The organism is Streptomyces sp. P9-2, assembly GCF_051903975.1.
Classification (GTDB): Bacteria; Actinomycetota; Actinomycetes; order Streptomycetales; family Streptomycetaceae; genus Streptomyces; species Streptomyces cellulosae.
The window spans coordinates 4348319-4372786 of record NZ_CP192633.1 but is presented as its reverse complement, the minus strand read 5'-3'; the positions used below and the strand labels follow the sequence as shown (position 1 = coordinate 4372786).

The 24468-nt window shown below is 72.6% G+C and carries 26 protein-coding genes; 8 read left to right on the top strand and 18 right to left on the bottom strand.

The genetic code is table 11. From position 1 onward, the window contains the following. The first annotated feature begins 108 nt into the window (after positions 1-108). Positions 109-564: a nitroreductase family deazaflavin-dependent oxidoreductase gene (locus ACQY0Z_RS20145; RefSeq protein WP_189905735.1), complete on the top strand. Its 456-nt coding sequence runs from the start codon at positions 109-111 to the stop codon at positions 562-564. A 33-nt stretch (positions 565-597) separates the two neighbouring features. Here ACQY0Z_RS20145 and ACQY0Z_RS20140 read toward each other — a convergent pair whose 3' ends face one another. Further along, positions 598-1839 carry a geranylgeranyl reductase family protein gene (locus ACQY0Z_RS20140; RefSeq protein WP_189905733.1) on the bottom strand — a complete coding sequence of 414 codons (1242 nt, stop codon included), beginning with the start codon at positions 1837-1839 and terminating at the stop codon, positions 598-600. 193 nt (positions 1840-2032) lie between these two features. On the opposite strand from ACQY0Z_RS20140, the gene ACQY0Z_RS20135 reads away from it, so the two are divergent. After that, positions 2033-3394, top strand: a complete 1362-nt coding sequence (locus tag ACQY0Z_RS20135; protein WP_189905731.1) for a dipeptidase — start codon at positions 2033-2035, stop codon at positions 3392-3394. Positions 3395-3578: 184 nt separating this feature from the next. Here the strand turns inward: ACQY0Z_RS20135 and ACQY0Z_RS20130 are convergent, their stop codons facing one another. From ACQY0Z_RS20130 to ACQY0Z_RS20120, 3 genes are all read right to left on the bottom strand, one after another. Further along, positions 3579-4619, bottom strand: coding sequence for an NUDIX hydrolase (locus tag ACQY0Z_RS20130; protein WP_189905729.1), 1041 nt, complete (start codon positions 4617-4619; stop codon positions 3579-3581). A gap of 143 nt (positions 4620-4762) precedes the next feature. Next, complete coding sequence (locus ACQY0Z_RS20125; RefSeq protein WP_189905727.1) at positions 4763-4960, bottom strand: hypothetical protein; 198 nt, start codon at positions 4958-4960, stop codon at positions 4763-4765. 365 nt (positions 4961-5325) lie between these two features. After that, positions 5326-6279, bottom strand: coding sequence for an ROK family protein (locus ACQY0Z_RS20120; protein ID WP_381731371.1), 954 nt, complete (start codon positions 6277-6279; stop codon positions 5326-5328). A gap of 207 nt (positions 6280-6486) precedes the next feature. Between ACQY0Z_RS20120 and ACQY0Z_RS20115 the strand changes: the two genes are divergently transcribed. Next, on the top strand, positions 6487-7581 hold the full coding sequence (locus ACQY0Z_RS20115) for a LacI family DNA-binding transcriptional regulator (protein WP_439812604.1): 1095 nt from the start codon (positions 6487-6489) through the stop codon (positions 7579-7581). A 15-nt stretch (positions 7582-7596) separates the two neighbouring features. Further along, positions 7597-8376 (top strand): hypothetical protein, encoded by a 780-nt coding sequence (locus tag ACQY0Z_RS20110; RefSeq protein ID WP_439812603.1) that lies wholly within the window; start codon positions 7597-7599, stop codon positions 8374-8376. A 2-nt stretch (positions 8377-8378) separates the two neighbouring features. Here the strand turns inward: ACQY0Z_RS20110 and ACQY0Z_RS20105 are convergent, their stop codons facing one another. From ACQY0Z_RS20105 to ACQY0Z_RS20075, 7 genes are all read right to left on the bottom strand, one after another. Then, positions 8379-8618 carry a helix-turn-helix domain-containing protein gene (locus ACQY0Z_RS20105; RefSeq protein ID WP_189905721.1) on the bottom strand — a complete coding sequence of 80 codons (240 nt, stop codon included), beginning with the start codon at positions 8616-8618 and terminating at the stop codon, positions 8379-8381. Further along, the gene (locus ACQY0Z_RS20100) at positions 8618-9115 is read right to left on the bottom strand and encodes a DUF2975 domain-containing protein (RefSeq protein WP_439812602.1); all 498 of its coding nucleotides are present in this window, start codon (positions 9113-9115) and stop codon (positions 8618-8620) included. Before ACQY0Z_RS20100 ends, ACQY0Z_RS20105 begins: the two co-directional genes overlap by 1 nt. 76 nt (positions 9116-9191) lie before the next feature. Then, positions 9192-10505 carry a DUF6986 family protein gene (locus ACQY0Z_RS20095; RefSeq protein ID WP_347225034.1) on the bottom strand — a complete coding sequence of 438 codons (1314 nt, stop codon included), beginning with the start codon at positions 10503-10505 and terminating at the stop codon, positions 9192-9194. A gap of 212 nt (positions 10506-10717) precedes the next feature. Beyond that, the gene (locus ACQY0Z_RS20090; protein WP_254588781.1) at positions 10718-11680 is read right to left on the bottom strand and encodes an electron transfer flavoprotein subunit alpha/FixB family protein; all 963 of its coding nucleotides are present in this window, start codon (positions 11678-11680) and stop codon (positions 10718-10720) included. Between the two features lie 61 nt (positions 11681-11741). After that, complete coding sequence (locus tag ACQY0Z_RS20085; protein WP_137210196.1) at positions 11742-12530, bottom strand: electron transfer flavoprotein subunit beta/FixA family protein; 789 nt, start codon at positions 12528-12530, stop codon at positions 11742-11744. A 218-nt stretch (positions 12531-12748) separates the two neighbouring features. Further along, on the bottom strand, positions 12749-13258 hold the full coding sequence (locus ACQY0Z_RS20080; RefSeq protein ID WP_189904738.1) for a flavin reductase family protein: 510 nt from the start codon (positions 13256-13258) through the stop codon (positions 12749-12751). A gap of 226 nt (positions 13259-13484) precedes the next feature. Beyond that, positions 13485-13838 carry a TlpA family protein disulfide reductase gene (locus ACQY0Z_RS20075; protein WP_028959941.1) on the bottom strand — a complete coding sequence of 118 codons (354 nt, stop codon included), beginning with the start codon at positions 13836-13838 and terminating at the stop codon, positions 13485-13487. Positions 13839-14091: 253 nt separating this feature from the next. Here ACQY0Z_RS20075 and ACQY0Z_RS20070 point away from each other — a divergent pair, with 253 nt between their 5' ends. Beyond that, positions 14092-14820 carry a lysophospholipid acyltransferase family protein gene (locus ACQY0Z_RS20070; protein ID WP_189904740.1) on the top strand — a complete coding sequence of 243 codons (729 nt, stop codon included), beginning with the start codon at positions 14092-14094 and terminating at the stop codon, positions 14818-14820. Between the two features lie 328 nt (positions 14821-15148). Here ACQY0Z_RS20070 and ACQY0Z_RS20065 read toward each other — a convergent pair whose 3' ends face one another. The 4 genes from ACQY0Z_RS20065 to ACQY0Z_RS20050 all read right to left on the bottom strand — a co-directional run bounded on the left by ACQY0Z_RS20065 (position 15149) and on the right by ACQY0Z_RS20050 (position 19050). After that, complete coding sequence (locus ACQY0Z_RS20065; RefSeq protein WP_439812601.1) at positions 15149-15721, bottom strand: transglutaminase domain-containing protein; 573 nt, start codon at positions 15719-15721, stop codon at positions 15149-15151. Positions 15722-15794: 73 nt separating this feature from the next. After that, entirely contained in the window at positions 15795-16871 is a 1077-nt protein-coding gene (locus ACQY0Z_RS20060; RefSeq protein ID WP_254588076.1) for a threonine aldolase family protein, read from the bottom strand. After that, positions 16868-17614 (bottom strand): SDR family NAD(P)-dependent oxidoreductase, encoded by a 747-nt coding sequence (locus ACQY0Z_RS20055; RefSeq protein WP_189904750.1) that lies wholly within the window; start codon positions 17612-17614, stop codon positions 16868-16870. The genes ACQY0Z_RS20060 and ACQY0Z_RS20055 overlap by 4 nt, the downstream gene beginning before the upstream one ends. Before the next feature lie 38 nt (positions 17615-17652). After that, the gene (locus ACQY0Z_RS20050) at positions 17653-19050 is read right to left on the bottom strand and encodes a DUF6421 family protein (protein ID WP_189904752.1); all 1398 of its coding nucleotides are present in this window, start codon (positions 19048-19050) and stop codon (positions 17653-17655) included. A 254-nt stretch (positions 19051-19304) separates the two neighbouring features. Between ACQY0Z_RS20050 and ACQY0Z_RS20045 the strand changes: the two genes are divergently transcribed. Beyond that, positions 19305-19988, top strand: a complete 684-nt coding sequence (locus ACQY0Z_RS20045) for a glycerophosphodiester phosphodiesterase (protein WP_347225036.1) — start codon at positions 19305-19307, stop codon at positions 19986-19988. 22 nt (positions 19989-20010) lie between these two features. On the opposite strand, the gene ACQY0Z_RS20040 is transcribed toward ACQY0Z_RS20045, so the two are convergent. Further along, the gene (locus ACQY0Z_RS20040; RefSeq protein ID WP_347225037.1) at positions 20011-20553 is read right to left on the bottom strand and encodes a GNAT family N-acetyltransferase; all 543 of its coding nucleotides are present in this window, start codon (positions 20551-20553) and stop codon (positions 20011-20013) included. Between the two features lie 138 nt (positions 20554-20691). Here ACQY0Z_RS20040 and ACQY0Z_RS20035 point away from each other — a divergent pair, with 138 nt between their 5' ends. Then, positions 20692-21090, top strand: coding sequence for a VOC family protein (locus tag ACQY0Z_RS20035; RefSeq protein WP_189904758.1), 399 nt, complete (start codon positions 20692-20694; stop codon positions 21088-21090). A 231-nt stretch (positions 21091-21321) separates the two neighbouring features. On the opposite strand, the gene ACQY0Z_RS20030 is transcribed toward ACQY0Z_RS20035, so the two are convergent. Both ACQY0Z_RS20030 and ACQY0Z_RS20025 read right to left on the bottom strand, forming a co-directional pair. Continuing rightward, positions 21322-21909, bottom strand: a complete 588-nt coding sequence (locus ACQY0Z_RS20030) for a MarR family winged helix-turn-helix transcriptional regulator (protein ID WP_439812600.1) — start codon at positions 21907-21909, stop codon at positions 21322-21324. Next, entirely contained in the window at positions 21906-23648 is a 1743-nt protein-coding gene (locus ACQY0Z_RS20025) for an FUSC family protein (RefSeq protein WP_439812599.1), read from the bottom strand. Before ACQY0Z_RS20025 ends, ACQY0Z_RS20030 begins: the two co-directional genes overlap by 4 nt. A 156-nt stretch (positions 23649-23804) precedes the next feature. On the opposite strand from ACQY0Z_RS20025, the gene ACQY0Z_RS20020 reads away from it, so the two are divergent. Continuing rightward, the gene (locus tag ACQY0Z_RS20020; RefSeq protein WP_347225039.1) at positions 23805-24359 is read left to right on the top strand and encodes a DUF5134 domain-containing protein; all 555 of its coding nucleotides are present in this window, start codon (positions 23805-23807) and stop codon (positions 24357-24359) included. Positions 24360-24468 lie beyond the last annotated feature (109 nt).

Here is a 24468-nt window from a genome sequence, read left to right as displayed (position 1 = left end):
GCACTGCTCTTGCGTCACCGCGCCGAAGCAGGCACACTGAAGTCGAAAGCGAGAGCAGTGCTCGCAAAACAGAGCGGCGCTCTGCCCACGTCCTGCCAGGAGGTCCCGATGTCGTCGTCCGCCCCGTACTACTTCACCGCCGGTCCCGTCGCGACCCGCTTCAACCGGATCGTCGGCTGGCTGGCCCGGCACGGCATCAGCATGGCCGGCACCGCCGAGCTGTCCGTCCGCGGCCGCAAGAGCGGCCAGATGCAGCGCATCCCCGTCAACCCGCACACCTACGAGGGGCAGCAGTACCTGGTCTCGGCGCGCGGCCACTCCCAGTGGGTACGCAACATGCGGGCCGCCGGCGGCGGTGAGCTGCGCGTGGGCCGCAAGGTGCGCACCTTCACGGCGGTGGAGATCCCCGACGAGGAGAAGCTGCCGCTCCTGCGCACCTACCTGGAGAAGTGGGGCTGGGAGGTGAACCAGTACTTCAAGGGAGTCACCGCCAAGTCCTCCGACGAGGAGATCCTGGCGGCGGCCCCCGACCACCCGGTCTTCCGGATCACCGTCCAGAACTGACCCCCGGTCACCGGCCGGAGCTGCCCCCGCCCGCTACTCGGCGCCGCCCTCCCCGCCCCCACCCGCCGGACGCCGGTCCAGCGCCATCAGCGCACGGTGGGCCATCGGATGCGTACGGACCAGCTCGCCCAGCGTCGTCGACCCCTGCGTGATGTCCTTGAACGCCTTCCACGCCGGGCGGAAGCCCGTCAGCACCGCGTGGAAGACGCCCGGACGCTGCTCGAAGGCCGCCAGCATCCGCTTGCCGACGCTCATCTCGACGCCGAGGCCCGCCTTCACGGCGAACGCGTAGTTGAGGGCCTGGCGGCGGGTGTCCACGGCGTCGTGCGCCTCGGCGATCCGTACCGCCCACTCCCCCGCCAGCCGGCCGGAGCGCAGCGCGAAGGAGATGCCCTCACGGGTCCACGGCTCCAGCAGCCCCGCCGCGTCACCGCAGACCAGCACCCGGCCGCGGGACAGCGGCGAGTCGTCGGCCCGGCAGCGGGTCAGATGCCCGGAGGAGACGGCCGGTTCGAATCCGGCGAGACCCAGCCGGGCGATGAAGTCCTCCAAGTACCGCTTGGTGGCGGCCCCTTCGCCGCGCCGTGAGATGACGCCCACGGTGAGGGTGTCTCCCTTGGGGAAGACCCAGCCGTAACTGCCGGGCATGGGACCCCAGTCGATGAGCACCCGGCCCTTCCAGTCCTCGGCGACCGTCTCCGGCACCGGGATCTCCGCCTCGAGGCCCAGGTCGACCTGGTCCAGCTTGACCCCGACGTGCGCCCCTATACGGCCCGCGCTGCCGTCCGCGCCGACCACGGCACGGGCGAGCACCGTCTCACCGCCCTGGAGGACGACGGCGACCGTGCGCCGGTCCGGCACGGCCGAGCCGTGCTGCTCGACGCGCTGCACGGCGACGCCCGTACGCAGTTCGGCCCCGGCCTTCTGCGCGTGCTCGACGAGCTGCTGGTCGAACTCGGGCCGGTTGATGAGCCCGAAGAGCATCTGCCGGGAGCGGCGGGTGCGGCTGAAGCGGCCGTTGCTGGAGAACGTCACCGCGTGCACCCGGTCCTTGAACGGCAGCTCGAACCCGGGCGGCAGCGCGTCACGCGACGGGCCGATGATGCCGCCGCCGCAGGTCTTGTAGCGGGGCAGCTCCGCCTTCTCCAGCAGCAGCACGCGCCGCCCCGCGACCGCCGCCGCGTAGGCCGCCGACGCCCCCGCGGGTCCCGCGCCCACCACGACGACGTCCCACACCTGCCGCACGTCGTCCGCCGAAGAGTTGTCGCTGCTCACGATGGTCCGCTGCTCCGATCACGCCGCCTGCCGCTGCTGTCCTCCCGCATCCTACGGCGGCGGTCGTCACGGTCCGCTGTGGGAGGATCGGCGCGTGAGTGGCCCTTACATGGGTCACTCACGCACACCACACGATCATCGCGTACCGAGAAGTACGCACTTGCACAACGTCGCACCTACAAGGAGCGTGCCCATGTCGTCGAATCCGGTCGCCGTGACCGTCGCCTCACTGATGCCCAGGGCGAAGGAGGAGCTCACCGAACTGGTGGCCTTCAAGTCGGTGGCGGACTTCGACCAGTTCCCCCGTGAGGAGAGCGAGGGCGCGGCCCGCTGGATCGCCGACGCGCTCACCGCCGAGGGCTTCCGGGACGTCGCGCTGCTCGACACCCCGGACGGCACCCAGTCGGTCTACGGCTACCTGCCCGGCCCCGAGGGCGCGAAGACCGTGCTGCTGTACGCGCACTACGACGTGCAGCCGCCGCTGGACGAGGCCGGCTGGACCACGCCGCCGTTCGAGCTGACCGAGCGCGACGGCCGCTGGTACGGGCGCGGCGCCGCCGACTGCAAGGGCGGCGTCATCATGCACCTGCTGGCGCTGCGTGCCCTGAAGGCGAACGGCGGCGTGCCGGTCAACGTCAAGATCATCGTGGAGGGCTCGGAGGAGCAGGGCACCGGCGGTCTTGAGCGGTACGCCGAGGAGCACCCGGACCTGCTCACCGCCGACACGATCGTCATCGGCGACGCGGGCAACTTCCGCGCCGGTCTGCCGACCGTCACCACCACGCTGCGCGGCATGACGCTGGTGCGGGTGCGGATCGACACGCTCGAGGGCAACCTGCACTCCGGGCAGTTCGGCGGCGCCGCGCCCGACGCGCTGGCCGCGCTGGTGCGGGTGCTGGACTCGCTGCGCGCGGAGGACGGCAGCACCACGGTCGACGGGCTGTCCGGCGACAGCGCCTGGGAGGGCATCCAGTACGAGGAGCAGCAGTTCCGCAAGGACGCCAAGGTGCTGGACGGCGTCGAGCTGATCGGCTCCGGCACGGTCGCCGACCGTATCTGGGCGCGCCCCGCGGTCACCGTGCTCGGCATCGACTGCCCGCCGGTGGTCGGCGCGACGCCGTCCGTGCAGGCGAGCGCGCGGGCGCTGATCAGCCTGCGGGTGCCGCCGGGCATGGACGCGGCGAAGGCGACCGAACTGCTGCGCGCGCACGTGGAGTCGCACACGCCGTGGGGCGCTCGGGTCACCACCGAGCAGATCGGCCAAGGCCAGGCGTTCCGCGCCGACCCGGCCAGCCCGGCGTACCAGGCGATGGCGGACGCGATGGCGGTCGCGTACCCCGGCCAGGAGATGCAGTACGCCGGCCAGGGCGGCTCCATCCCGCTGTGCAACACGCTCGCCGCCCTCTACCCGAAGGCGGAGATCCTGCTGATCGGCCTGAGCGAGCCGGAGGCGCGGATCCACGCGGTGAACGAGAGCGTGTCCCCGGACGAACTGGAGCGGCTGTCGGTGGCGGAGGCGCTGTTCCTGCGCAACTACGCGGGCGGGGCGGCCTGATCGTCCGCCCACCGGTGAGGGCGGAGCCCCGGCTCGGACGGCGGGGGCTTTGCCCTGCGGGCATGGGGGTGGACGTCGAGGCCGCCGCCTGAGCCGTCGGCTGCGCGGGGCAACGCGCCTCGGGCAGCAGACGCAAGGCGCCTCGGCCACGGTGCCCACGGGGCGCGCGAGCCGCGGGCGCACCTCACCCCACCGGCACTCCGCCCTCCAGGTACATCGCCCGCCCGCGCTCCCGGGCGCGCAGCGCGCGCCGCAGGCGTTCGTAGCGGACCGGGGGCAGCAGGTGGGCCGCCTCCGCCTCGGAGGCGAAGCGCCAGGCGCGGAGTTCGGGGCCGGGCAGCAGCATGCGGCCGGCGTCCTCGGAGTCGAGGCGGCCGCCGTCGAAGAGCAGCCGGAGGCCGCCGAAGGCGGGCGGTGCGGGCGGCTCCCAGTCGACGACGAGGAGCGCCGGCACGTCGTGGAGCCGTATGCCGGTCTCCTCCGCGACCTCCCGCATGCCGGCCCGCGCCGGCGCCTCTCCGCGTTCGACGACCCCGCCGGGGAACTCCCAGCCGGCCTTGTAGGTGGGGTCGACGAGCAGCACCCTGTCCTGCTCGTCGAAGAGCAGCACTCCCGCGGCGACGGTCTCCGCCGTCGGCTCGGGCGTCTGCACGATGTCGCAGGCGGGCACCTCCCCGCTGCCGACCGCCTCGGCGATGCGGCGGGCGGTGTCGCGCGGGGTGAGGCAGCCGCTGTCGATCGGGTAGGCGTCGGCGGTGAGCCAGGCGGCGAGCGCCGCCTTGAACGGCTCGATGTGGTCGTACGACCACTGCCGGACGCGTATCTCCCCGTCGGGGAGGTGCTCCGGGACCTCCCGGCCGGCTATCCGCTCCCGCAGGATCGTTTCGGCCGGAGCGAGGAGGACATGGCGAACCGGTATGCGCCGGGCGGCGAGACCGCCGAAGATCTCGTCCCGGTACTCCTGGCGCAGCAGGGTCATGGGGACCACCAGGGTCCCGCCGAGCTCGGCGAGCATCGCGGCCGCGGTGTCGATCACGAGGCGTCGCCAGATCGGGAGGTCCTGGAAGTCGCCGACCTCGGCGAGGTGCTTGGGCGGGAGCAGCCGGTCCAGTGCTCCGCCGATGACCTCGGGGTCGAAGAGCGTGCTGTTCGGGATCAGCTCGATCAGTTCGCGCGCGGTGGAGGTCTTCCCCGCCCCGTACGCCCCGTTGATCCAGACGATCACGGTTCCCCCTCTTCTGTTGGCCCCCTGAGGCTTGCCCGTTCCACCCTGCCACGGAAACCAGATCAAGTTGAGAACACGTGACGGCGGCGCCGGCGCCCCTGGTGGAGGGGTGCCGGCGCCGCCGTCGACGCCGCGGGGGCCCGTCAGGCCTTGCCGTCCCGGTCGACGTCCAGCTCCAGCGTGTTGTTCTCCGCGACCGTGCGGTCGAGGGAGCTGAGCGTGTCCTCGACGTCGAGCGCACCGAGGGAGGGGGCGTCGGTGAGCGCGTGCGACGGGGTGACGGCCGCGACGACGAAACCGGTGGCGAGGGAGGCGATGGCGAGCATGCTGCGCTTCTTCATGCCCGGCTCAACTGCGGAACGGGCCGTTCGGTCACGGCCCGCTTTCCCGGGTCCCGGGTCGGGTCTCCGGCGGGCTCGGACGCGTGACGGCGCAGCCGGCCAGGGCAGCGCCGAGGCCCGGCAGAAGCTCACGCATCGCCGTGATGCCCCGTCCGGACGCGCTGACCGGCCGATCCCGCATGCGCCCCGTCCAGGGGGCCTCACCGGCAAGCCTCGGACGCATCAGGGTGCAGCCGACGGGGTCACGCCCCCATACCGGCCGAACCACTCACGTCGCCACGACCGCCCCGTCCGGACGTGCGCCCGGCCGAACCCTGATGCGCCCCGGTCCGGGGCCAGTCTCCGGCCGAGCCTGGCCGCGGCCCTCACACCCCCGCAACCTCCACGTCCGTCCGCCCCATCAGCGCCGCCGCTGCCGCGCCCACGAGGCCCGCGTCCGTGCCCGTCTGGGCCGGAACCACCGTGAGGCGCTGGACGAAGGACAGGGTGGCGTACTCGGTCAGCGCCTTCCGCAGCGGCGCGAACAGCACCTCGCCCGCCTTGCCCACGCCTCCGCCGATCACCGCGATGTCGATCTCGACGAGCGTCGCCGTGGCCGCGATGCCCGCGGCGAGGGCCCGGGCCGCCCGCTCGAAGGAGGCCACGGCGACCGGGTCGCCGGCGCGGGCCGCGCCGGCGACCGCGGCGGCGGAGGTGTCGCCGTCCGGGCCGGGCCGCCAGCCGTTGTCCAGCGCGCGCCGCGCGATGTTCGGACCGCTCGCGATCCGCTCCACGCAACCGCGCGCCCCGCACGGGCACGGGTCGCCGTCGAGGTCCACGCTGATGTGACCGATGTGCCCGGCGTTGCCGGTGGGCCCCGGGTGCAGGCGCCCGCCGAGCACCAGGCCGCCGCCGACCCCCGTGGAGACGACCATGCACAGCGCGTTGTCGTGGCCGCGGGCCGCTCCCTGCCAGTGTTCGGCGGCCGTGATGGCGACCCCGTCGCCGATCAGCTCGACGGGCAGACCGCCGGCCGCGTCCCTCACCTTGGCGACCAGCGGATAGTCGCGCCACCCGGGCACGTTCACCGGGCTCACCGTGCCCGCGGAGGCGTCGACGGGTCCCGCACTGCCTATGCCGACCGCGCCCGCGCGTTCCCAGAGGGGGGACGCGGCGAGCTCGCCGATCACCGCCCCGACGGCCGCCATGACGGTGTCGCCGTCCTCCCGCGCGGGGGTCGGGCGCTGGGCGCGGGCCAGGATCCGGCCCTCACGGTCCACCAGCGCGCCGGCGATCTTGGTGCCGCCGATGTCGAGCGCAGCCACGAGGTCGGTGTGCATCAGAGTCGGATCTCCCCGTCAACCTTCGGAAACCATCAGAGAACACGCTGGGAACGGCCATACGCGACCGCGAGGCAGCACATGGAACGCGCGCAACGGCCCGGTCGAGCGGTCAGGTGCGGGCCGGAGTGTGCGTCGGACAGTGTCTCCCGACGCTGACAACGTTGTCCAGGCTCTATGCTCGACGCCACATCCTCATACAAGCCCATGGACTCACGCATCCCCGTGGCCGACAGGACAGGACACCGCATCGTGCCGGAGACGACCCGCCGCACCGACCGCTTCCCAGGGACCCGATACGGCAACCGTCCGACGATGAAGGACGTGGCCGCCCGCGCCGGGGTGGGCCTGAAGACGGTTTCCCGTGTGGTGAACGGCGAGCCGGGCGTGACACCGGAGACCGAGCGGCGCGTGCAGGAGGCGATCGAGGCGCTCGGCTTCCGCCGCAACGACAGCGCGCGGGTGCTGCGCAAGGGCCGTACCGCCAGCATCGGCCTGGTCCTGGAGGACCTCGCGGACCCGTTCTACGGCCCGCTGAGCCGGGCCGTCGAGGAGGTGGCCCGCGCCCACGGCGCGCTGCTGATCAACGGGTCGAGCGCCGAGGACGCCGACCGTGAACAGGAGCTGGTGCTGGCGCTGTGCGCCCGCCGGGTGGACGGCCTGGTGGTGATCCCGGCCGGTGACGACCACCGCTATCTGGAGCCGGAGATCAAGGCCGGGGTCGCCACGGTGTTCGTGGACCGTCCTGCCGGGCACATCGACGCGGACGTGGTGGTGTCCGACAACTTCGGGGGCGCGTGTGACGGCGTGCGCCATCTGATCGCGCACGGGCACCGCAGGATCGGCTTCATCGGCGACATGCCCCGCATCCACACGGCGGCCGAGCGGCTGCGCGGCTACCGCACCGCCATGGAGGACGCCGGGATACCGGTGGCCGACGCGTGGATGTCCCTGGGCGTCACGGACCCCGAGCGGGTGCGCCGGGCGGCGCGGGAGATGCTCTCCGGGTCCGAGCCGGTCACTGCCATCTTCACCGGCAACAACCGCGTGACCGTCACGGTGATCCGGGTGCTCGCCGAGCACGCCCGCCCCGTCGCCCTCGTCGGTTTCGACGACATCGAGCTGGCCGATCTGCTGCAGCCCGGCGTCACGGTCGTCGCGCAGGACGCCGCCGCCCTCGGCCGGACCGCCGCGGAACGGCTGTTCCGCCAGCTCGACGGCACGCTGATCGCCCCGGAGCGCATCGAACTGCCGACCCGCCTGATCACCCGCGGTTCGGGCGAGCTGCCCCCGGCGGACTGAGCGGATTCGGTGCCGATGGAGGACCGTACGCTGGCGGCGCTGGGGCTGGACGTGGTGCCGCGCGAGCATCCGCTGGAGTATCCGGGGGCCTGGCCGCGCGAGTCCGGGCTGCTCGACGGGGACAGGCTGCTGCCGCTGGACCGGTGGGCGTTCGAGGACCGGGTGCCGGTGATCTCGATCGGCTCCAACGCCTGCCCCGCGCAACTGCGCCACAAGCTGGCCGACTCGGGGATCACCTCCCCGCTGCCCATGGTGCGGGCCCGTGTGACGGGCGTCGGCATCGGCGTCTCGGCGCACGTGAGCCTCATGGGCTACGTCTCCAACTCCCCCGTGGCGACACCGGGACGGGTGAGCGAGCTGTTCGTGCTCTGGCTGGACGCCCGGCAGCTCACGGTGATCGACGCGAGCGAGGGCGTGCCGCTGCCGCACGGCAACTTCCGCCGCGCGTGGCTCCCCGCGCCGGACGTCCGCATCGAACTCCCCGACGGCAGCACGCTCCCCGGCGCGTACGCCTACGTCAACCGCCGCGGCGTCCTCCACGACGGCACGGGCAGCCCACGCACCCACCCGGGCCAACGCCCCCTCCTGACCAACCTCCTGGCGACCCTCCCCCGGCTGCGCGACCTGTTCGGCACCACACCGGAAACCTTCTCCGCCCGGGCCCGCGCGGACCGCGAACTCTGCGAGAAGGGGACACGGTTGTTCAAGGAGGAGGGACTGGTGACGGCCGGGGGGCTGGAGCGGTACGTGACCACGACCGAGGCCGACCCGAGGGGCGCCCCGCCCGCTGCATAGCGCTACGCCGAGTTCGCCGCCGGCTCCGCCGACGCGTGGTCGGGCTCGTAGCGGAGCAGGTCGCCCGGCTGGCACTCCAGCACCTCGCACAGCGCCGCCAGCGTCGTGAACCGGACCGCCTTCGCCCGACCGTTCTTCAGGACGGCCAGGTTCGCCGGGGTGATGCCGACGCGTTCGGCGAGTTCACCCACGGACATCTTGCGCCGGGCGAGCATCACGTCGATGTCGACGGCGATCGGCATCAGATCACCTCGGCCAGTTCGGCCCGCATCCGCGACGCCTCCATCTCCCGTGCCACGGCCTGGGCCAGCAGCATCCGCAGGACGAGGACGACGAGCGCGATGCCCACGATCGCCAGGCCGACCCCGCCGACCAGCAGCACCACGCCGGGCGCGACGGCCTCCCCCGGCGCCAGCAGCGCGCCCAGCGTGAAGACCAGCAGGGCCGCGGCGACGAACGCGCCGATCACGATGTGGACGTAGCGGAAGGCGGCGTAGGAGAAGACCGTGCCGCGCCGGGCCATGGTCACCAGCCGCCAGACGCAGATCAGCACGGTCTGGGCGGCCAGCACGATGAGCACCACGACGGCCAGGAGCGGGGTCCGCACGTACGCGTACTGCTCGTCCAGCCCGTCCAGGTCGCTCGCCAGCAGCGGCACCATCACCGTCTGCACCGCCACGGAGCCCGCCAGCAGCGCCGCGATCACCGCGCGCAGCGCGAGCACGGTCACGTGTCCCATCGCCCCTCCTCCACTCGAAGCACGATGGGAATCTATCGATTTTCGATAGGCGTCGCAATTCCGGGCGGCCGGCCGCTCACTGCGCCGAGACCGTCAGGCCTCCGCGCCGGGGCGAGGCGTACGACTCCAGCCCCGCGCGGTCCAGGCCGCTCTCCCGCGTCACCTCCGCCTCGTCCAGCGCCCCGCAGTCCAGTCCGCGCAGCAGATACCCGGCGAGGGCCTTCGCCGTGGCCGGCTCGTCCATCACGTCCCCGCCGGCCCGCTCGGCGTACCGCCGGAGACGAGCGGCGGCCGTCGCGAAGCCCTCGCGGTAGAAGGCGAAGACGGCGGCGTAGCGGGTGGGGAGGTGGCCGGGGTGCATGTCCCAGCCCTGGTAGTAGGCGCGGGCGAGGGCGCGCCGGGTCAGGCCGTAGTGGAGGCGCCAGGCGTCGTGGACCTTCTCGGTCGTACCGACCGGCAGGACGTTCGTGGAGCCGTCCGAGACGCGGACCCCGGTGCCGGCGGCGGCGACCTGCATGACGGCCTTGGCGTGGTCGGCGGCGGGGTGGTCGGAGGACTGGCAGGCGGCCGAGACGCCGAGGCAGGCGCTGTAGTCGAAGGTGCCGTAGTGCAGTCCGGTGGCGCGGCCGTCGGCGGCCTGGATCATGCGGGCGACGGTGGCGGTGCCGTCGGCGGCCAGGATGGACTGGCTGGTCTCGATCTGGATCTCGAAGCCGATGCGGCCGGGCGCGAGGCCCCAGGTCTTCTCGAAGGCGTCGAGCAGCCGGGTCATGGCGGCGACCTGCTCGGCGTAGGTGACCTTGGGGAGGGTGAGGACGAGTCCGCCGGGCAGTCCGCCGGCCCGCATCAGGCCGGTGAGGAAGATGTCGAGGGTGCGGATGCCGCGGTCGCGGACGGCGGCCTCCATGCACTTCATGCGGATGCCGGTCCAGGGAGCCGCGGTGGCCGGCGTGCCGTGCGCGGTGGCCTCGGCGACCAGGCGGGCGGCGCGGGCGGCGGTCTCGTCCTCCTCGGCGTCGGAGCGGTGGCCGTAGCCGTCCTCGAAGTCGACGCGCAGGTCCTCGATCGGTTCGCGCTGCAGCTTGGCGCGCACCCGGGCGTACACGTCCTCGGCGAGAGCCCTGTCGATACCGAGGACCGCGCCGAACGACGCGGCGCCGGGGGCGTGTTCGTCGAGCGCCGCGAGGGCCTGGTCGCCCCACGCGCGCACGGTGTCCGCGGTGTACTGGTCGCCGGGCACGTAGACCGTGTGCACGGGCCGGCGGGTGCCGGGGTCGCCGGGGTAGAGGCGTTCCAGTGCGGCGTCGACCGGTGCGAGGGAGGCGCCGATCTCCTCGGCGACGGCGTCCGCGAGACTCGTCGACACCCGCTCCTGCCGGTCCTGGCCCATGCCACCCTCCCAGACGTCCGCGACCCCGAACCCGTCGTCGCGTTTCCGCGATATGGATTCAACAATTCGTTGAAGGACGGTATCCGCCGGTCTCCGTGCCGGTCAACACCGTCCTACGGGCCGGCCCGCGCCGCCACCGCGCCCGGCGGGACACGACGAGGCCCCCGCGACCGGTGCGGTCGCGGGGGCCTCGGACGGTTTTGGGGGGGTGATCAGCCCTTGCGGGCCTTGACCTCCTCGGTCAGCTGCGGGACGACGTCGAACAGGTCGCCGACGACGCCGAAGTCGACCAGCTCGAAGATCGGGGCCTCGGCGTCCTTGTTGACGGCCACGATGGTCTTCGAGGTCTGCATGCCGGCGCGGTGCTGGATCGCGCCGGAGATGCCGTTGGCGATGTACAGCTGCGGCGACACCGACTTGCCGGTCTGGCCGACCTGGTTGGTGTGCGGGTACCAGCCGGCGTCGACGGCGGCACGCGAGGCGCCGACGGCCGCGCCGAGCGAGTCGGCGAGGGCCTCGATGATCGCGAAGTTCTCCGCGCCGTTGACACCGCGGCCGCCGGAGACGACGATCGCGGCCTCGGTGAGCTCCGGACGGCCGGTGGACTCACGCGGCGTGCGGCCGGTGACCTTGGTGCCGGTCGCCTGCCCGGAGAAGGTGACGCTCAGGGACTCGACCGCGCCGGCGGCCGGGGCGGCCTCCACGGCGGCCGAGTTCGGCTTGACCGTGATGACGGGGGTGCCCTTGGAGACGCGGGACTTGGTGGTGTAGCCGGCGGCGAACACCGACTGCGTGGCCACCGGGCCCTCGTCGCCGGCCTCGAGGTCGACGGCGTCGGTGATGATGCCGGAGCCGATGCGCAGCGCCAGGCGGGCGGCGATCTCCTTGCCCTCGGCGGAGGACGGGACCAGCACGGCGGCCGGGGACACCGCGGCGACCGCGGCCTGGAGGGCGTCCACCTTGGGAACGACCAGGTAGTCGGCGTACTCGGCGGCCTCGTGGGTGAGGACCTTGACCGCGCCGTGCTCGGCGAGCGTGGCGGCGGTGTCGCCGGCGCCGTTGCCCAGCGCCACGGCGACCGGCTCGCCGATGCGGCGGGCGAGGGTCAGCAGCTCCAGGGTCGGCTTGCGGACGGCGCCGTCCACGTGGTCGACGTAGACGAGAACTTCAGCCATGGGACTTCTTCTCTCCTGCTTGCGAAGTATGAGGGGCGGGAAGCGAGCCGTGCCTTGCGGCTCAGATGAACTTCTGGCTCGCGAGGAACTCGGCGAGCTGCTTGCCGCCCTCGCCCTCGTCCTTGACGATCGTGCCCGCGGTGCGGGCCGGACGCTCGGACGCCGACTCCACCGTGGTCCAGGCGTTCTGGAGGCCGACCTCGTCGGCGTCGATGTCGAGGTCGGAGAGGTCCCAGGACTCCACCGGCTTCTTCTTGGCCGCCATGATGCCCTTGAAGGACGGGTAGCGGGCCTCGCCCGACTGGTCGGTGACGGACACGACCGCGGGGAGGGAGGCCTCGAGCTGCTCGGAGGCGGCGTCGCCGTCGCGGCGGCCGGTGACCTTGCCGTCCTCGACCTTCACCTCGGACAGGAGCGTCACCTGCGGCACACCGAGGCGCTCCGCGAGCAGCGCCGGGACGACGCCCATGGTGCCGTCGGTGGAGGCCATGCCGGAGACGACCAGGTCGTAACCCGCCTTCTCGACGGCCTTGGCCAGGACCAGGGAGGTGCCGATGGCATCCGTGCCGTGCAGGTCGTCGTCCTCGACGTGGATGGCCTTGTCGGCGCCCATGGACAGCGCCTTGCGCAGCGCGTCCTTGGCGTCCTCGGGACCCACGGTCAGGACGGTGACCTCCACGTCGTCGTCCGAGTTCTCCGCGATCTGCAGCGCCTGCTCGACCGCGTACTCGTCCAGCTCGGAGAGCAGACCGTCCACGTCGTCACGGTCGACGGTCAGGTCATCGGCGAAGTGCCGGTCGCCAGTGGCGTCGGGCACGTACTTCACAGTGACAACGATCCTCAAGCTCACGCCGGCTCTCCTACTGCATCGTCATTTCTGGCTGCCTGCCTGCAGGCAGCATAGGCGCCTCAAGCGGGCGGTCCCGGTCGGGGCGACCCACGCTCCGATCGAAATATTACTCGTCAGTACACTCAGTTCCTGCCCGCTAAGCAAGCGCTTTGAACTGTGACCTTCGCAACGCAGCGTAACCGGAACTCTTCCGGCCCGCGACCGAGGTCCGCCGCGTCTCAGTCGGGCAGCCCGCTGAATCGTCCCTGGTGGTAGACGAGGGGACGCCCGTGACCCGTGGGGTCGCCGGCCAGCACCTCGGCCACCACGATCCGGTGGTCGCCCGCGGGCACCCGCGCCGTCACCCGGCACACCATCCAGGCCGGCACGCCGTCCAGCACCGGAACCCCCTCCGGCCCGTCCCGCCACGCCGTGCCGGGTCCGAAGCGGTCGGCGCCCCGGCGGGCGAAGGTGGCCGCGAGGTCCTGCTGGTGCTCGCCCAGCAGGTGCACGCCGACATGCTCGGTCTCGGCTATCGCGGGCCAGCTCGAACCGCCCGTGGACACGCCGAACGACAGCATCGGCGGCTCCGCGGACACGGAGGCGAGGGAGGTGGCGGTGAAGCCGACCGGGCCGGAACGGCCGCGCGCCGTGACCACCGCGACCCCCGCCGGGTGCCGGCGGAAGACGGAGCGCAGGAGGTCGGGCGAGGCGGGCCGGGCGGCGCCGAGGTCGGACGTTGCCGTCATCGAACAGTCCTTCCGGGAGGGGTCACGGGCGGGTGCGCGGCTGCTCACCGGCCCGGCCGCGGCACACGCGGGACGCGGGCGTCGGCCGGGAGGGGGCCGGGTACCCGACGGCGGCGAAGGAGTCCCGGTGACCCCGACGGCTTGGTGTCAAGCTGACGACAACGAGCGCGCAGCGTCAAGTGAGCCTCCGCGGATGGGAGATGTCTCACCATGATCGCAACGGCCCTCACAGCGCGGCACCCAGGGCGGCTATCACGTCCGCCTTGCGCGGCTGCCCGACTGCCCGCCGCACCACCCGCCCGTCCGCGTCGAGCACCAGCACGGTCGGGGTGCGCTCGACGCCCAGCCGCCGTACGAGGTCCAGGCGGGCCTCGGCGTCGATCTCGACGTGGGTCACGCCCGGGACCATGGCCGCGACCTCGCCCAGAACCCGGCGGGTGGCCCGGCAGGGGGCGCAGAAGGCGCTGGAGAACTGCACCAGCGTGGCGCGTTCGCCCGTCTCGGCGCCGAGTTCGGCCGCGAGACCGGGCCCCGCTCCGCCGTCGCCGCCGGACCGTGCCGCCTCGTCACTGCCTCGCACTCTCCGCTCCCGCCCTGGATGTCCCGTCCAACCGCCTCCAGCGTCCCAGGGACCGCGAACATTCCCGCCCGCACCGCAAAACCCGAGGTCGTCCGGCGGAACGTGACGAGAATCTCCGCCCCGGACGGGCACCGGGGCTGGTTCACCGGCCGTTCTTGGGGCAGCATCAGCGACAGGCCGTAAACCTACGGCTGCGTAACTTCGACTGGGAGAGCCCCTTCCCAGGCAGAGAAGGAAGGGTTCCGACCCGCCCATGGCAGAACTTGTCTACCGGCCCGTGATCGGCTTCGCCCGCACCCTGTTCAAGGCGTGGGACCTCAAGATCGATTGCCAGGGTTCGGAGAACATCCCGCGCTCGGGCGGCGCCGTGCTGGTGAGCAACCACATCAGCTATCTCGACTTCGTGTTCAACGGACTGGCGGCGCTTCCGCAGAAGCGGCTCGTCCGCTTCATGGCCAAGGAGTCGGTGTTCCGGCACCGTGTCTCCGGCCCGCTGATGCGCGGCATGAAGCACATCCCGGTCGACCGCACGCAGGGTGAGGCCGCGTACGAGCACGCGCTGCGTTCGCTGCGGTCCGGTGAGATCGTGGGCGTCTTCCCCGAGGCGACGATCTCCCAGTCGTTCACGCTGAAGAGCTTCAAGTCCGGTGCCGCGCGCATGGCCCAGGAGGCGGGCGTCCCGCTCATCCCGATGGCCGTGTGGGGCACGCAGCGGCTGTGGACCAAGGGCCACCCGCGCAACTTCAAGCGCAGCCACACCCCGATCACCATCCGCGTGGGCGAGGCGATCGAGGCGTCCAAGGACAAGTACGCGGGCGCGATCACCCGTCAGCTGCGCGAGCGGGTGCAGGAGCTGCTGGAGGCGGCGCAGCGGGCGTACCCGGTGCGGCCGAAGGGCCCGGAGGACACCTGGTGGATGCCGGCCCACCTCGGCGGCACGGCCCCCACCCCGGAGCAGGTCCGCGAGGCAGAGGCCCGCTGAGACCCCCGTCCGGGTCCCGGGCAGCCGTGCGAGAGCACGCGCCCGGGACCTGCCGCGTTCCCCGGAGGAACAACCCACCTCAGGGGCGCGGCGAACTGCGCGCCAAGCCCCACGACGCCGCACGCACCACACCTCGGAGGAACCACCCACCTCCAAGGCGCGGCGAACTGCGCGCCAAGCCCCACGACGCCGCACGCACCACACCTGGGAGGGACCACCCACCTCCAGGGACGCGGGGAACTGCGCGAACAACGCCCGCAGCGCCGCACCCGCCACACGACGGCACCCGACGACCCCGCCCTCATGCGCCCAGGCTCATGACCGGATGTCAGAGCGCGGTCGGCAGCGTCCGCCACAGGTGCGCCCGGTCAGCAGCGCTCCGCAGGGCGCACAGGACGGCCGGGTGGGGTGCGGCGTACAGGACCGGGTGGTCCGTCTCGCCCTGCGCCGGGTCGGGGGTGAATGCCAGCCGCTCGCCGTCGAGCGAGAACCGCGCGTCCACGCCGGGCTTGTTGCCGCGCGGGTCCTGGCGGTGCCAGGCGCCGTGGAAGCGCACGGCGACCAGTCCGTGCACCACGCCGAGGTGCTGGTAGCAGAGCGCGGTCGGGATGTCCTCGGCGCGCAGCAGCGCGGCCAGGGCGTGGGCCTTGGCGTAGCAGATACCGGTGCCCTGCTCCAGCACGTCGGAGGCGCGCCAGGTCACGCGGGGGTCGTCGGCGTCCTGCGAGTGCGTGACGCGGTCGCGTACGTACTCGAAGGCCGCTCGCACATACTCATACGAGTCATGGACGTCGGCGGCCAGGCGTGCGGACACCGCCCGGACCAGCGGGTGGTGGTGGTCGATCACCTCGTCGACGGCCAAGTAGGCGGAGAGGTCCGGGTTTTCCTGGATCAGCTGCATGGCGCCGGAGCATAGGGATGCGACCGGCCGAGAGTCAATGACTTTTCGGTCGGTCGCATACCTATGCAGCCCCTCAGGGTCGGCGGGCCATCTCCTCCTTGAGGGCGGCCACGAAGTTGTCCACGTCGTCCTCGGTGGTGTCGAAGGCGCACATCCAGCGGACGTCGCCCGCGGCCTCGTCCCAGAAGTAGAAGCGGAACCTCTTCTGCAGCCGCTCGCTCACCTCGTGCGGGAGCCGCGCGAACACGGCGTTGGCCTGCACCGGGTGGAGGATCTCCACTCCGTGCACCGCACGCACGCCCTCGGCGAGGCGCTGGGCCATCTCGTTGGCGTGCCGGGCGTTGCGCAGCCACAGGTCCCGGGCGAACAGGGCCTCCAGTTGCACGGACACGAAGCGCATCTTGGAGGCGAGCTGCATGGACAGCTTGCGCAGATGCCTCATGTGCTTGATGCCGTCCGGGTCCAGCACCACGACGGCCTCGCCGAACAGCGCGCCGTTCTTGGTACCGCCCAGCGAGAGCAGGTCGACGCCCACCGCGTTGGTGAAGGTGCGCAGCGGCACGTCCAGCGTGGCGGCGGCGTTGGCCAGCCGGGAGCCGTCGACGTGCACCTTCATGCCGTGCGCGTGGGCGTGCTCGCAGATCGCGCGGATCTCGTCCGGGGTGTAGACCGTGCCCAGCTCGGTCGCCTGGGCTATGGAGACGACCTGGGGCATGGCCCGGTGCTCGTCGTCCCAGCCGTACGCCTGCCGGTCGATGAGCTCCGGGGTGAGCTTGCCGTCCGGGGTGGGCACGGTGAGCAGCTTGATGCCGCCGACCCGCTCCGGGGCACCGCCCTCGTCCACGTTGATGTGGGCGCTCTCCGCACAGATCACCGCGCCCCAGCGGTCGGTGACCGCCTGGAGCGCCACCACGTTGGCGCCGGTGCCGTTGAAGACCGGGAAGGCCTCGGCGGTGGGCCCGAAGTGGCTGCGGATGACCTGCTGGAGGTTCTCGGTGTACGCGTCCTCGCCGTAGGCGACCTGGTGTCCGCCGTTGGCCAGGGCCAGGGCGGCGAGCACCTCCGGGTGGGCGCCGGCGTAGTTGTCGCTGGCGAAACCGCGGACCTCCGGGTCGTGATGACGACGCGCGTCGGTCCGCGGCGGGTTCACGGCTTCTCGGTCAGCCACAGACGTTTTCCGTTCACTTCCGCGGCGGGCTTGTCCCAGACGCCGACGATGGACTCGGCCAGGTCCTCGACGTCCGTGAAGCCCGCGAACTTCGCGTTGGGGCGGTCGGCGCGCATCGCGTCGTGCACCAACGCCTTCACCACCAGGATCGCAGCAGCCGACGTCGGCCCCTGCTCGCCCCCGGCCTTGCGGAAGTAGTCGCCCATGGCCAGCGTCCACGCCTCGGCGGCGGCCTTGCCGGCCGCGTACGCGGCGTTGCCTGCGGTCGGCTTCGACGCGCCGGCCGCGCTGATCAGAACGTAGCGGCCGCGGTCGCTGCGCTGGAGCGCCTCGTGGAAGGCGAGACTGGTGTGCTGCACGGTGCGCACCAGCAGCAGCTCCAGGAAGTCCCAGTCGTCCAGGCTGGTCTTGGTGAACGTCTCGCTGCCGCGCCAGCCGCCGACGAGGTGGACCAGGCCGTCGACGCGGCCGAACTCCTTCTCGGTGCGGGCGGCCCAGTCCCGGGTGGACTCCAGGTCGAGCAGGTCGACCGTCTCCCCGGTGACGGTGGCGCCGCCGTGCGCGTAGCGCGCCGCGTCGACCGCCTCCGCCAGCCGTTCCGGGTCGTTGTCCGCGCCGACGACGACGGCTCCCGCCTCGGCGAGCCTGAGCAGCGCCGCGCGTCCCGCGGGCCCGCCCGCGCCGGCCACCGCGATCACCGCGCCTTCGAGCGCCCCGTTCCCCATGGTTCTCGCCTCCTGAGCAGTGTTGTGGACGAGATCGCTCACGCGGCGACCCGCTCGGCACCGTCCGCCGTGATGCCCCGGGTGGAGGCGATCACCTTCTTCAGCTTCTTGGACAGGGCCTCATAGAACATGCTCAGCGGAAACTCGTCCGGAAGCACGTCATCGACGAGTTTCCGCGGCGGCAGCGACAGGTCGAGGGCGTCGGGGCCCTTGGCCCACGTGGAACCGGGGTGCGGGGACAGGTACCGGGAGACCAGCTCGTAGCCGGCGAACCAGTGGACGAGCTTGGGGCGGTCGATGCCGTCGCGGTAGAGCTTCTCGATCTCCGCGCACAGCTCGTTGGTGACCTGCGGGGCGCGCTCCCAGTCGATGGAGAGCTTGTTGTCCGTCCAGCGGACGACGTCGTGCTTGTGCAGGTAGGCGAAGAGCAGCTGGCCGCCGAGGCCGTCGTAGTTGCGCACCCGCTCGCCGGTCACCGGGAAGCGGAACATGCGGTCGAAGATCACCGCGACCTGTACGTCACGGGCCTGCGGCACGCCCTCGCCGGCGAGCTTCACGGCCTCCTTGAAGGCGGTGAGGTCGCAGCGCAGCTCCTCCAGGCCGTACATCCAGAACGGCTGGCGCTGCTTGATCATGAAGGGGTCGAACGGCAGGTCGCCGTGGCTGTGGGTGCGGTCGTGGATCATGTCCCACAGCACGAAGGCCTCTTCGCAGCGCTTCTGGTCGTGGACCATGGCGGCGACGTCCTCGGGCAGCTCCAGGCCCAGGATGTCGACGGCGGCCTCGGTGACCCGGCGGAAGCGGGCGGCCTCGCGGTCGCAGAAGATGGCGCCCCAGGTGAAGCGCTCGGGAGCCTCGCGCACGGCGATGGTCTCGGGGAAGAGCACCGCGGAGTTGGTGTCGTAGCCCGCGGTGAAGTCCTCGAAGGTGATGCCGCAGAACAGCGGGTTGTCGTAGCGCGTGCGCTCCAGCTCGGCCAGCCAGCCGGGCCAGACCATGCGGAACACGACCGCCTCGAGGTTGCGGTCCGGGTTGCCGTTCTGCGTGTACATCGGGAAGACGACCAGGTGCTGCAGGCCGTCCTCGCGGTTGCCGGCGGGCTGGAAGGCCAGCAGCGAGTCGAGGAAGTCGGGCACCTCGAAGCCGCCCTCGGCCCAGCGGGCCAGGTCCTTGCCCAGGGCCTCGTGGTACGCGCGGTCGTGCGGGAGGAGCGGGGACAGTTCGTCCACCGCGCCGATCACGGTGCGCACGGCGTGCTCCGCGTCGGCACGGGACGGAGCGCCCTCGGCCTCGAAGTCGATCGAGCCGTCCTTGGACTGCCAGGGCCGGATCCGCTCCACGGCATCCTTGAGCACGGGCCATGCCGGGTGCTCCACCACCCTGGTCGACGAAGGAATCCGCTCCCCCGCAGCCTGCTGCACAAGAATTTCCGTCATGTCCCATCCTCCACAGGAGAACCTTGCGTACGCCTGACCGTATACACAGGGCGTTTCTCCCAGCAAGGGGTACCTCAGGAAATTATCCTGCCCTACCCGGGGAGCCACCGCATTTTTTCCTGCCGATTACCCCGTCCGACGGCGCTCCATGCGTTCCGGGTTCAGCCTCTGGACGCCGTGGGCAGAGGCGATACGGTCCCAGTGGGCCGTAGGGACGCGGTCCCCCGCCGCCGTCGACGGAAGCAGGTCAGATCTTGAACTTCCTCACCATCGGTCACCGCGGAGTCATGGGCGTCGAGCCCGAGAACACCCTTCGGTCCTTCGTCGCCGCCCAGGAGGCCGGGCTCGACGTCATCGAACTGGATCTGCATCTGAGCAAGGACGGCGCGCTCGTGGTGATGCACGACGCGCGCGTGGACCGCACCACGGACGGCACGGGCGCCATCGCCGACAAGACCTTCGACGAACTGCGCGCCCTGGACGCCGGGCGCGGCGAGCGCATCCCCCTGTTCACGGAGGTGCTGGACGCCGTCCGGACGCCGCTCCAGGCGGAGATCAAGGACGTGCGCGCGGCGCGGGCGCTGGCCGAGGTGATGCACGAGCGGGACCTGACGGGCCGGGTGGAGGTCGCGTCCTTCCACGACGAGGCGATCGCCGAGATCGCCCGCCTGGTGCCCGGCGTGCGCACGGCGCTGGTGGCCGGCCGCTACGGCACGGACGTGGTGGACCGCGCGGTCGCCGTCGGCGCCTCCCGGCTGTGCCTCAACATCCGCCGGATCACCCTGGAGGTCGTGGAGCACGCCCGCAAGGCGGACCTGTCGATCTTCGGCTGGGTGGTCAACACGCAGGACCATCTGCGGCTGGTGCGGGCACTGGAGCTGGACGGGGCGACCACCGACTACCCGGAGATCAAACGCACCGGCCGCTTCACGGCGTGAACGGCCGGACGCCGTACGACGGTCAGGCCAGCTCCTTGACCAGCAGCTCGAACTCCAGGTCGTCGCGCTGCGGAACGCCGAAGCGCTCGTCGCCGTACGGGAACGGCGTGGTCCTCCCCGTACGGCGGTAGCCGCGCCGCTCGTACCAGGCGATCAGGTCCTCGCGCACGCTGATCACAGTCATGTGCATCTCGGTCACGCCCCAGTCCTCGCGGGCCTGGCGCTCCGCCTCCGCGATCACGGTCCGGCCGAGCCCGGCGCCCTGGAGGGCGGGGCTGACCGCGAACATGCCGAAGTAGGCGTGGTCACCGCGGTGTTCGAGCTGGCAGCAGGCGACGATCCGGCCCTCGCGCTCCACGGTGAGCAGCCGGCTGTCCGCTGCCTTGACGACCTCCAGCACACCGTCGCGGTCGGTGCGCTGCCCGTCCAGGATGTCCGCCTCGGTGGTCCATCCCGCGCGGCTGGACTCCCCGCGGTAGGCCGACTCGATCAGCTCGACAAGAACGTCCACGTCGGCGTCGGTGGCGTCACGGAAGGTCAGTGCGGCGTCGGCGGCGGTTCCCATGGTGCGGGTCCTCGATTCGTGCGGGTCTCTTTCGACGTGGCCGGGACGGCCCGAGATTAACGCGCGGTTCCGGTCTCCCGGAGGCCCGGTCCACGTACCGGACGGCGACGCCCGCCCTGCCCCTCTACGCTCGGCCGCATGGTCCACGTACTCAGCAGCCGCGTCCTGCTCCGCCCCTCCGACCCCGAGCGCTCCCGCGACTTCTACGGCCGCCGCCTCGGTCTCGCGGTCCACCGGGAGTTCGGCACCGGCCCGGACCGCGGCACGGTCTACTTCCTCGGCGGAGGCTTCCTGGAACTCTCGGGCCGCGCGGAGGCCTCCCCGGCGGGCTCGCCAGACGTACGGCTGTGGCTCCAGGTGGAGGACGCGGAGGCGGCACGGGAGGAACTGGCCGCGCGGGGCGTGGAGATCGTCCGCCCGCCGGTGAAGGAGCCGTGGGGCCTGATCGAGATGTGGATCGAGGATCCCGACGGGACACCGATCGTGCTGGTGGAGGTGCCGGAGGAGCATCCGTTGCGGTATCGGCCAGGGATTTGAGGGGTGCGGCCCGTCCGGCGTTCGGGGACGTGCCCCGTTACCTCCGCCCGTCCGGCACCGCAGGACGGGCTGCTCCTTCCTCTCGTCGGACCCGGGACGCGTCTCGCCGCTCGCCCGACGGGGCCTCTCGTGGGACGCGCCCCGCGACTTTCAGCCCGTCCGGCGTTTGAGGACGAGGCCCGCCAGGGCCGATGGGGGGTCCGGGGGCGCAGCCCCCGGTACGGTCACCGACTACACCCGCACCGCACTCAACCGCCCCTCCAACTGCGCCAGCAAACCCCCCAGCAGACCGGCCAGGTCCCCCAGCTCCCCCGGGCCGAGTCCGGACAACACCGCGTTCTCATAAGCGAGCTGCGACGGCAGGATGCCGTCCACCAACTCCCGCCCCGCATCGGTCAACCGCACATGCGCCACCCTCCGGTCCCGCGTGTCCCCCCGCCGCTCGACCAGCCCCCGCTCCGTGAGCTGCTTCAACCGCTTGGTGACGGCCGCGCCGGAGGAGAACGTCTCGCGGGCCAGCTCGCTGGGCGTCAGCTCGTGCCCCGTGCGCCGCAGCGCGCCGAGCAGGTCGAACTCGGGTCGGGTGAGCCCGGCCCTCCGCAGCGGGGCGTCCTCGGCCTGCTGGAACAGCGCCGCGCAGCGGTTGATGCGGCCGATGACCTCCATGGGCCCGGTGTCGAGGCCGGGGTGGACCGCCCGCCACTGCCGGACGACCTCGGCGACGGTGTCGCGCCCAGGGGCGGACGTGTCCGCGGTGCTCGAGGTGTCCGGCGTGCCGGTGTCACCGTCGCCGGCCGATGGCCCTTGGGTCGCCGTCATGGCGATGCGTCCTCCGTGTGGGTGTGCGTGCTGATGGTGCCGGGGTCCGGGAGGAGTCCCTGGCGTCGTACCGTCGCCGCGAGCGTACGGTGTGCCGCCTGCTCGGCGAGCACCACCCGTTCCTGGGGCAGCGCGCGCTGCCACCATTCTCCGGCCGCGGCGTCCGCGGTCGCGCGCAGGTCGACGACCGCGGCGGCGAGTCCGCGTCGCGCGGCCTCCAGGGCGGCGGGCGTGGCCGCGGGGTCGGCCGCCACCCGGGCGGCGTGCTCGCAGGCCCGGTCGACGGCGGTGAGCGCCCGCTCGACGCGCCGGCCGGCCCGCCGGTTGGTGACGGCGACGGCGGCGGTGAAGCCGACCAGGGCGCCGATCAGCGTGTCCACGACCCGGTCGGTGACCAGCTCACCGGTGGGCTGGTAGCCGGGCAGCTCGGTGACGAGCAAGGCCAGCGGCGTCACGCAGACGCTGCCGAGCCAGTAGTTGCGGCCGATGAGCGCCTCGGCGCCGAAGTTGCAGGCGAGGATGCACAGCACCAGGGCGAGCGGGCCGAGCTGGGCGACCGGGGTGATCGCCGCGAAGAGCAGCACGCCGACGAGGTTGCCGACGACCCGCTGGACCGCCCTGCTCCAGGTGAGGGTGACGTTCGCCTGGTAGAGGGAGGCGGCGGTGACGAGCGCCCAGTACGGACGGTCGGCGCCGAGGGCGAGCGAGACGTAACCGGCGAGCGCGCAGCCGAGAGCGGTACGGACGGCGACGGGGGCGAGCGGCGAGAGCCGGCTCCACAGCGGACGCGGCGCGACGGCCCGCTCGGCGGCCACCCCGGCGAGCTCGTCCCGCTCACGGAGCGGACCGCCGTCCCGGTGCGGACCGCCGTCCCGGTGCGGACCGCCGTCCTCATGACGCGGATCCCCCGTGCGCGGAACGCGCCCGGTACCGCGCACCGCGCCGGCCCAGGCCCGCAGCCGGGCGGGGTCGGCGTCCGCGGGGGCCGCAAGGGCGACCTCGGCGCGGACGACGAGGCGTTCCAGGGCGCGGCGGGTCGTGGAGGGCCGGTTGCCGGCCGCGAGGAGGGTCTGCCAGGCCGCGTGCACGGCGGCGTAGGCGGCTGACCGGGCGCCGGCGCCCTCCTCACCGCCGCGCGCGGTCTCGGCGTACACGGCGGCGGCCTTGAGCGCCTGCGCGGTCGCCCGCCGCTCGGGGCCGTGCGGACGGAGCGGCGCGGGGGCCATGCCCACCAGCCAGGCCCAAGCCCCGGCCGCCGCGGCCAGCGCGAGGTGGCCGGGGACCTGGCCGAGGGTCTGCGGGACGAACAGCGTGGCGGAGCTGACGAAGGTGAGGATCACATGCGCGGGCGGCCCGACCCGGGTGGCGTCGCACACCGCCTTCTGCACGGCGGCCAGCAGGGCGCCCACGGTGACCAGGACGACGGCGTTCCGGGTGAGGGACGCGGCGACCAGGGCCACGGCGAGCCCGCCGAGCATGCCGAGGATCACCCACGCGAGCACCTTGGCACGGGCGGGGTACGGGCGGTTGTGCCCGTACAGGGCGCACAGTGACCCCGCCATCGTGTACGCGGCGAGGTCGAGCCGGCCGAGCGCCACCAGGAGCAGGCTGGGCGGGGCGACGGCGGCGACCACGCTGAGGGCGGGCTTGAACCAGACGTCGGAGGGTCGCCCGAGGCGCAGCGCGCCGACGACGGGGAGGCGGCGGACGCGCGTGGGGGTGGGGGTGGCACTGCTCATGAAGAGCAAGTTTAACAGGTGTTTTACTTGTAAAAAACTTCTCGCGGACCCGCCCGCGCCCCCGCAAGCCCCCCGCGTACTCCCTCGCGCTCGCGTACACGCCGTCGGGCACGGGCATCCCCTGACCGTCCGGTGGGAGCGGCTCGAGGGGGTTTCGTGCACGGACCGGGATCGTCCGGCTGGCTGCTGGTGGCTCTTTGCGCGGCGACCGGCGCCTATTGCCTGCTGCGGATGCGCAGCAGCGTGGAGGAGCAGCGCCGGGCGGCGGGCGGCGAGGCGCTGATGGGGTTCGGTATGGCGGCGATGGCGGTGCCGGCGGCGGTGTTCACGCCGCCGGCGTGGGCGTGGCCGCTGTGGGCGGCGGTGTTCGGGGCGGCGGGGCTGCACGGACTGTGGGCGGCCCGGGCCTCCGCGCGCCATCTGCACCATGTGGTGGGCGCGGGGGCGATGGTCTACATGGCGGTGGTCATGGCGCCCGGCCCGCAGGGGGCGCATCACGGCGGCGCGGGGATACCCGCGCTGACGGCCGCGCTGCTGCTGTACTTCACGGCGTACGTGCTGGTCACGGGGGCGCGGCTGGTGCCGGTGGCCGCTGTGGCGGGGGGGCCGGGTGCCGGGCCCGGTATGGGGTGGGGCGACCGGCCGGAGTTGGCGCGGGCCTGCCGTCTGTCGATGGGGATCGCGATGGTGGCGATGCTGCTGACGATGTGAGAGCGCGGCCGGCCGACGATGTGAGAGGGGGCAAGGGGCCGTTAGGCCGGCGGCGCGGGACCGTTGTCTGCGTCACTTCGGACCGCGGGCCCGTATTCAGGAGGCGTCC

Coding starts and splice junctions, on each gene's coding strand:
- ACQY0Z_RS20145 (WP_189905735.1), top strand. CDS start 109: ATGTCGTCGTCCGCCCCGTACTACTTCACCGCCGGTCCCGTCGCGACC.
- ACQY0Z_RS20135 (WP_189905731.1), top strand. CDS start 2,033: ATGTCGTCGAATCCGGTCGCCGTGACCGTCGCCTCACTGATGCCCAGG.
- ACQY0Z_RS20125 (WP_189905727.1), bottom strand. CDS start 4,960: ATGAAGAAGCGCAGCATGCTCGCCATCGCCTCCCTCGCCACCGGTTTC.
- ACQY0Z_RS20120 (WP_381731371.1), bottom strand. CDS start 6,279: ATGCACACCGACCTCGTGGCTGCGCTCGACATCGGCGGCACCAAGATC.
- ACQY0Z_RS20115 (WP_439812604.1), top strand. CDS start 6,487: ATGGACTCACGCATCCCCGTGGCCGACAGGACAGGACACCGCATCGTG.
- ACQY0Z_RS20110 (WP_439812603.1), top strand. CDS start 7,597: ATGGAGGACCGTACGCTGGCGGCGCTGGGGCTGGACGTGGTGCCGCGC.
- ACQY0Z_RS20105 (WP_189905721.1), bottom strand. CDS start 8,618: ATGCCGATCGCCGTCGACATCGACGTGATGCTCGCCCGGCGCAAGATG.
- ACQY0Z_RS20100 (WP_439812602.1), bottom strand. CDS start 9,115: ATGGGACACGTGACCGTGCTCGCGCTGCGCGCGGTGATCGCGGCGCTG.
- ACQY0Z_RS20095 (WP_347225034.1), bottom strand. CDS start 10,505: ATGGGCCAGGACCGGCAGGAGCGGGTGTCGACGAGTCTCGCGGACGCC.
- ACQY0Z_RS20090 (WP_254588781.1), bottom strand. CDS start 11,680: ATGGCTGAAGTTCTCGTCTACGTCGACCACGTGGACGGCGCCGTCCGC.
- ACQY0Z_RS20080 (WP_189904738.1), bottom strand. CDS start 13,258: ATGACGGCAACGTCCGACCTCGGCGCCGCCCGGCCCGCCTCGCCCGAC.
- ACQY0Z_RS20070 (WP_189904740.1), top strand. CDS start 14,092: ATGGCAGAACTTGTCTACCGGCCCGTGATCGGCTTCGCCCGCACCCTG.
- ACQY0Z_RS20065 (WP_439812601.1), bottom strand. CDS start 15,721: ATGCAGCTGATCCAGGAAAACCCGGACCTCTCCGCCTACTTGGCCGTC.
- ACQY0Z_RS20055 (WP_189904750.1), bottom strand. CDS start 17,614: ATGGGGAACGGGGCGCTCGAAGGCGCGGTGATCGCGGTGGCCGGCGCG.
- ACQY0Z_RS20050 (WP_189904752.1), bottom strand. CDS start 19,050: ATGACGGAAATTCTTGTGCAGCAGGCTGCGGGGGAGCGGATTCCTTCG.
- ACQY0Z_RS20040 (WP_347225037.1), bottom strand. CDS start 20,553: ATGGGAACCGCCGCCGACGCCGCACTGACCTTCCGTGACGCCACCGAC.
- ACQY0Z_RS20035 (WP_189904758.1), top strand. CDS start 20,692: ATGGTCCACGTACTCAGCAGCCGCGTCCTGCTCCGCCCCTCCGACCCC.
- ACQY0Z_RS20030 (WP_439812600.1), bottom strand. CDS start 21,909: ATGACGGCGACCCAAGGGCCATCGGCCGGCGACGGTGACACCGGCACG.
- ACQY0Z_RS20025 (WP_439812599.1), bottom strand. CDS start 23,648: ATGAGCAGTGCCACCCCCACCCCCACGCGCGTCCGCCGCCTCCCCGTC.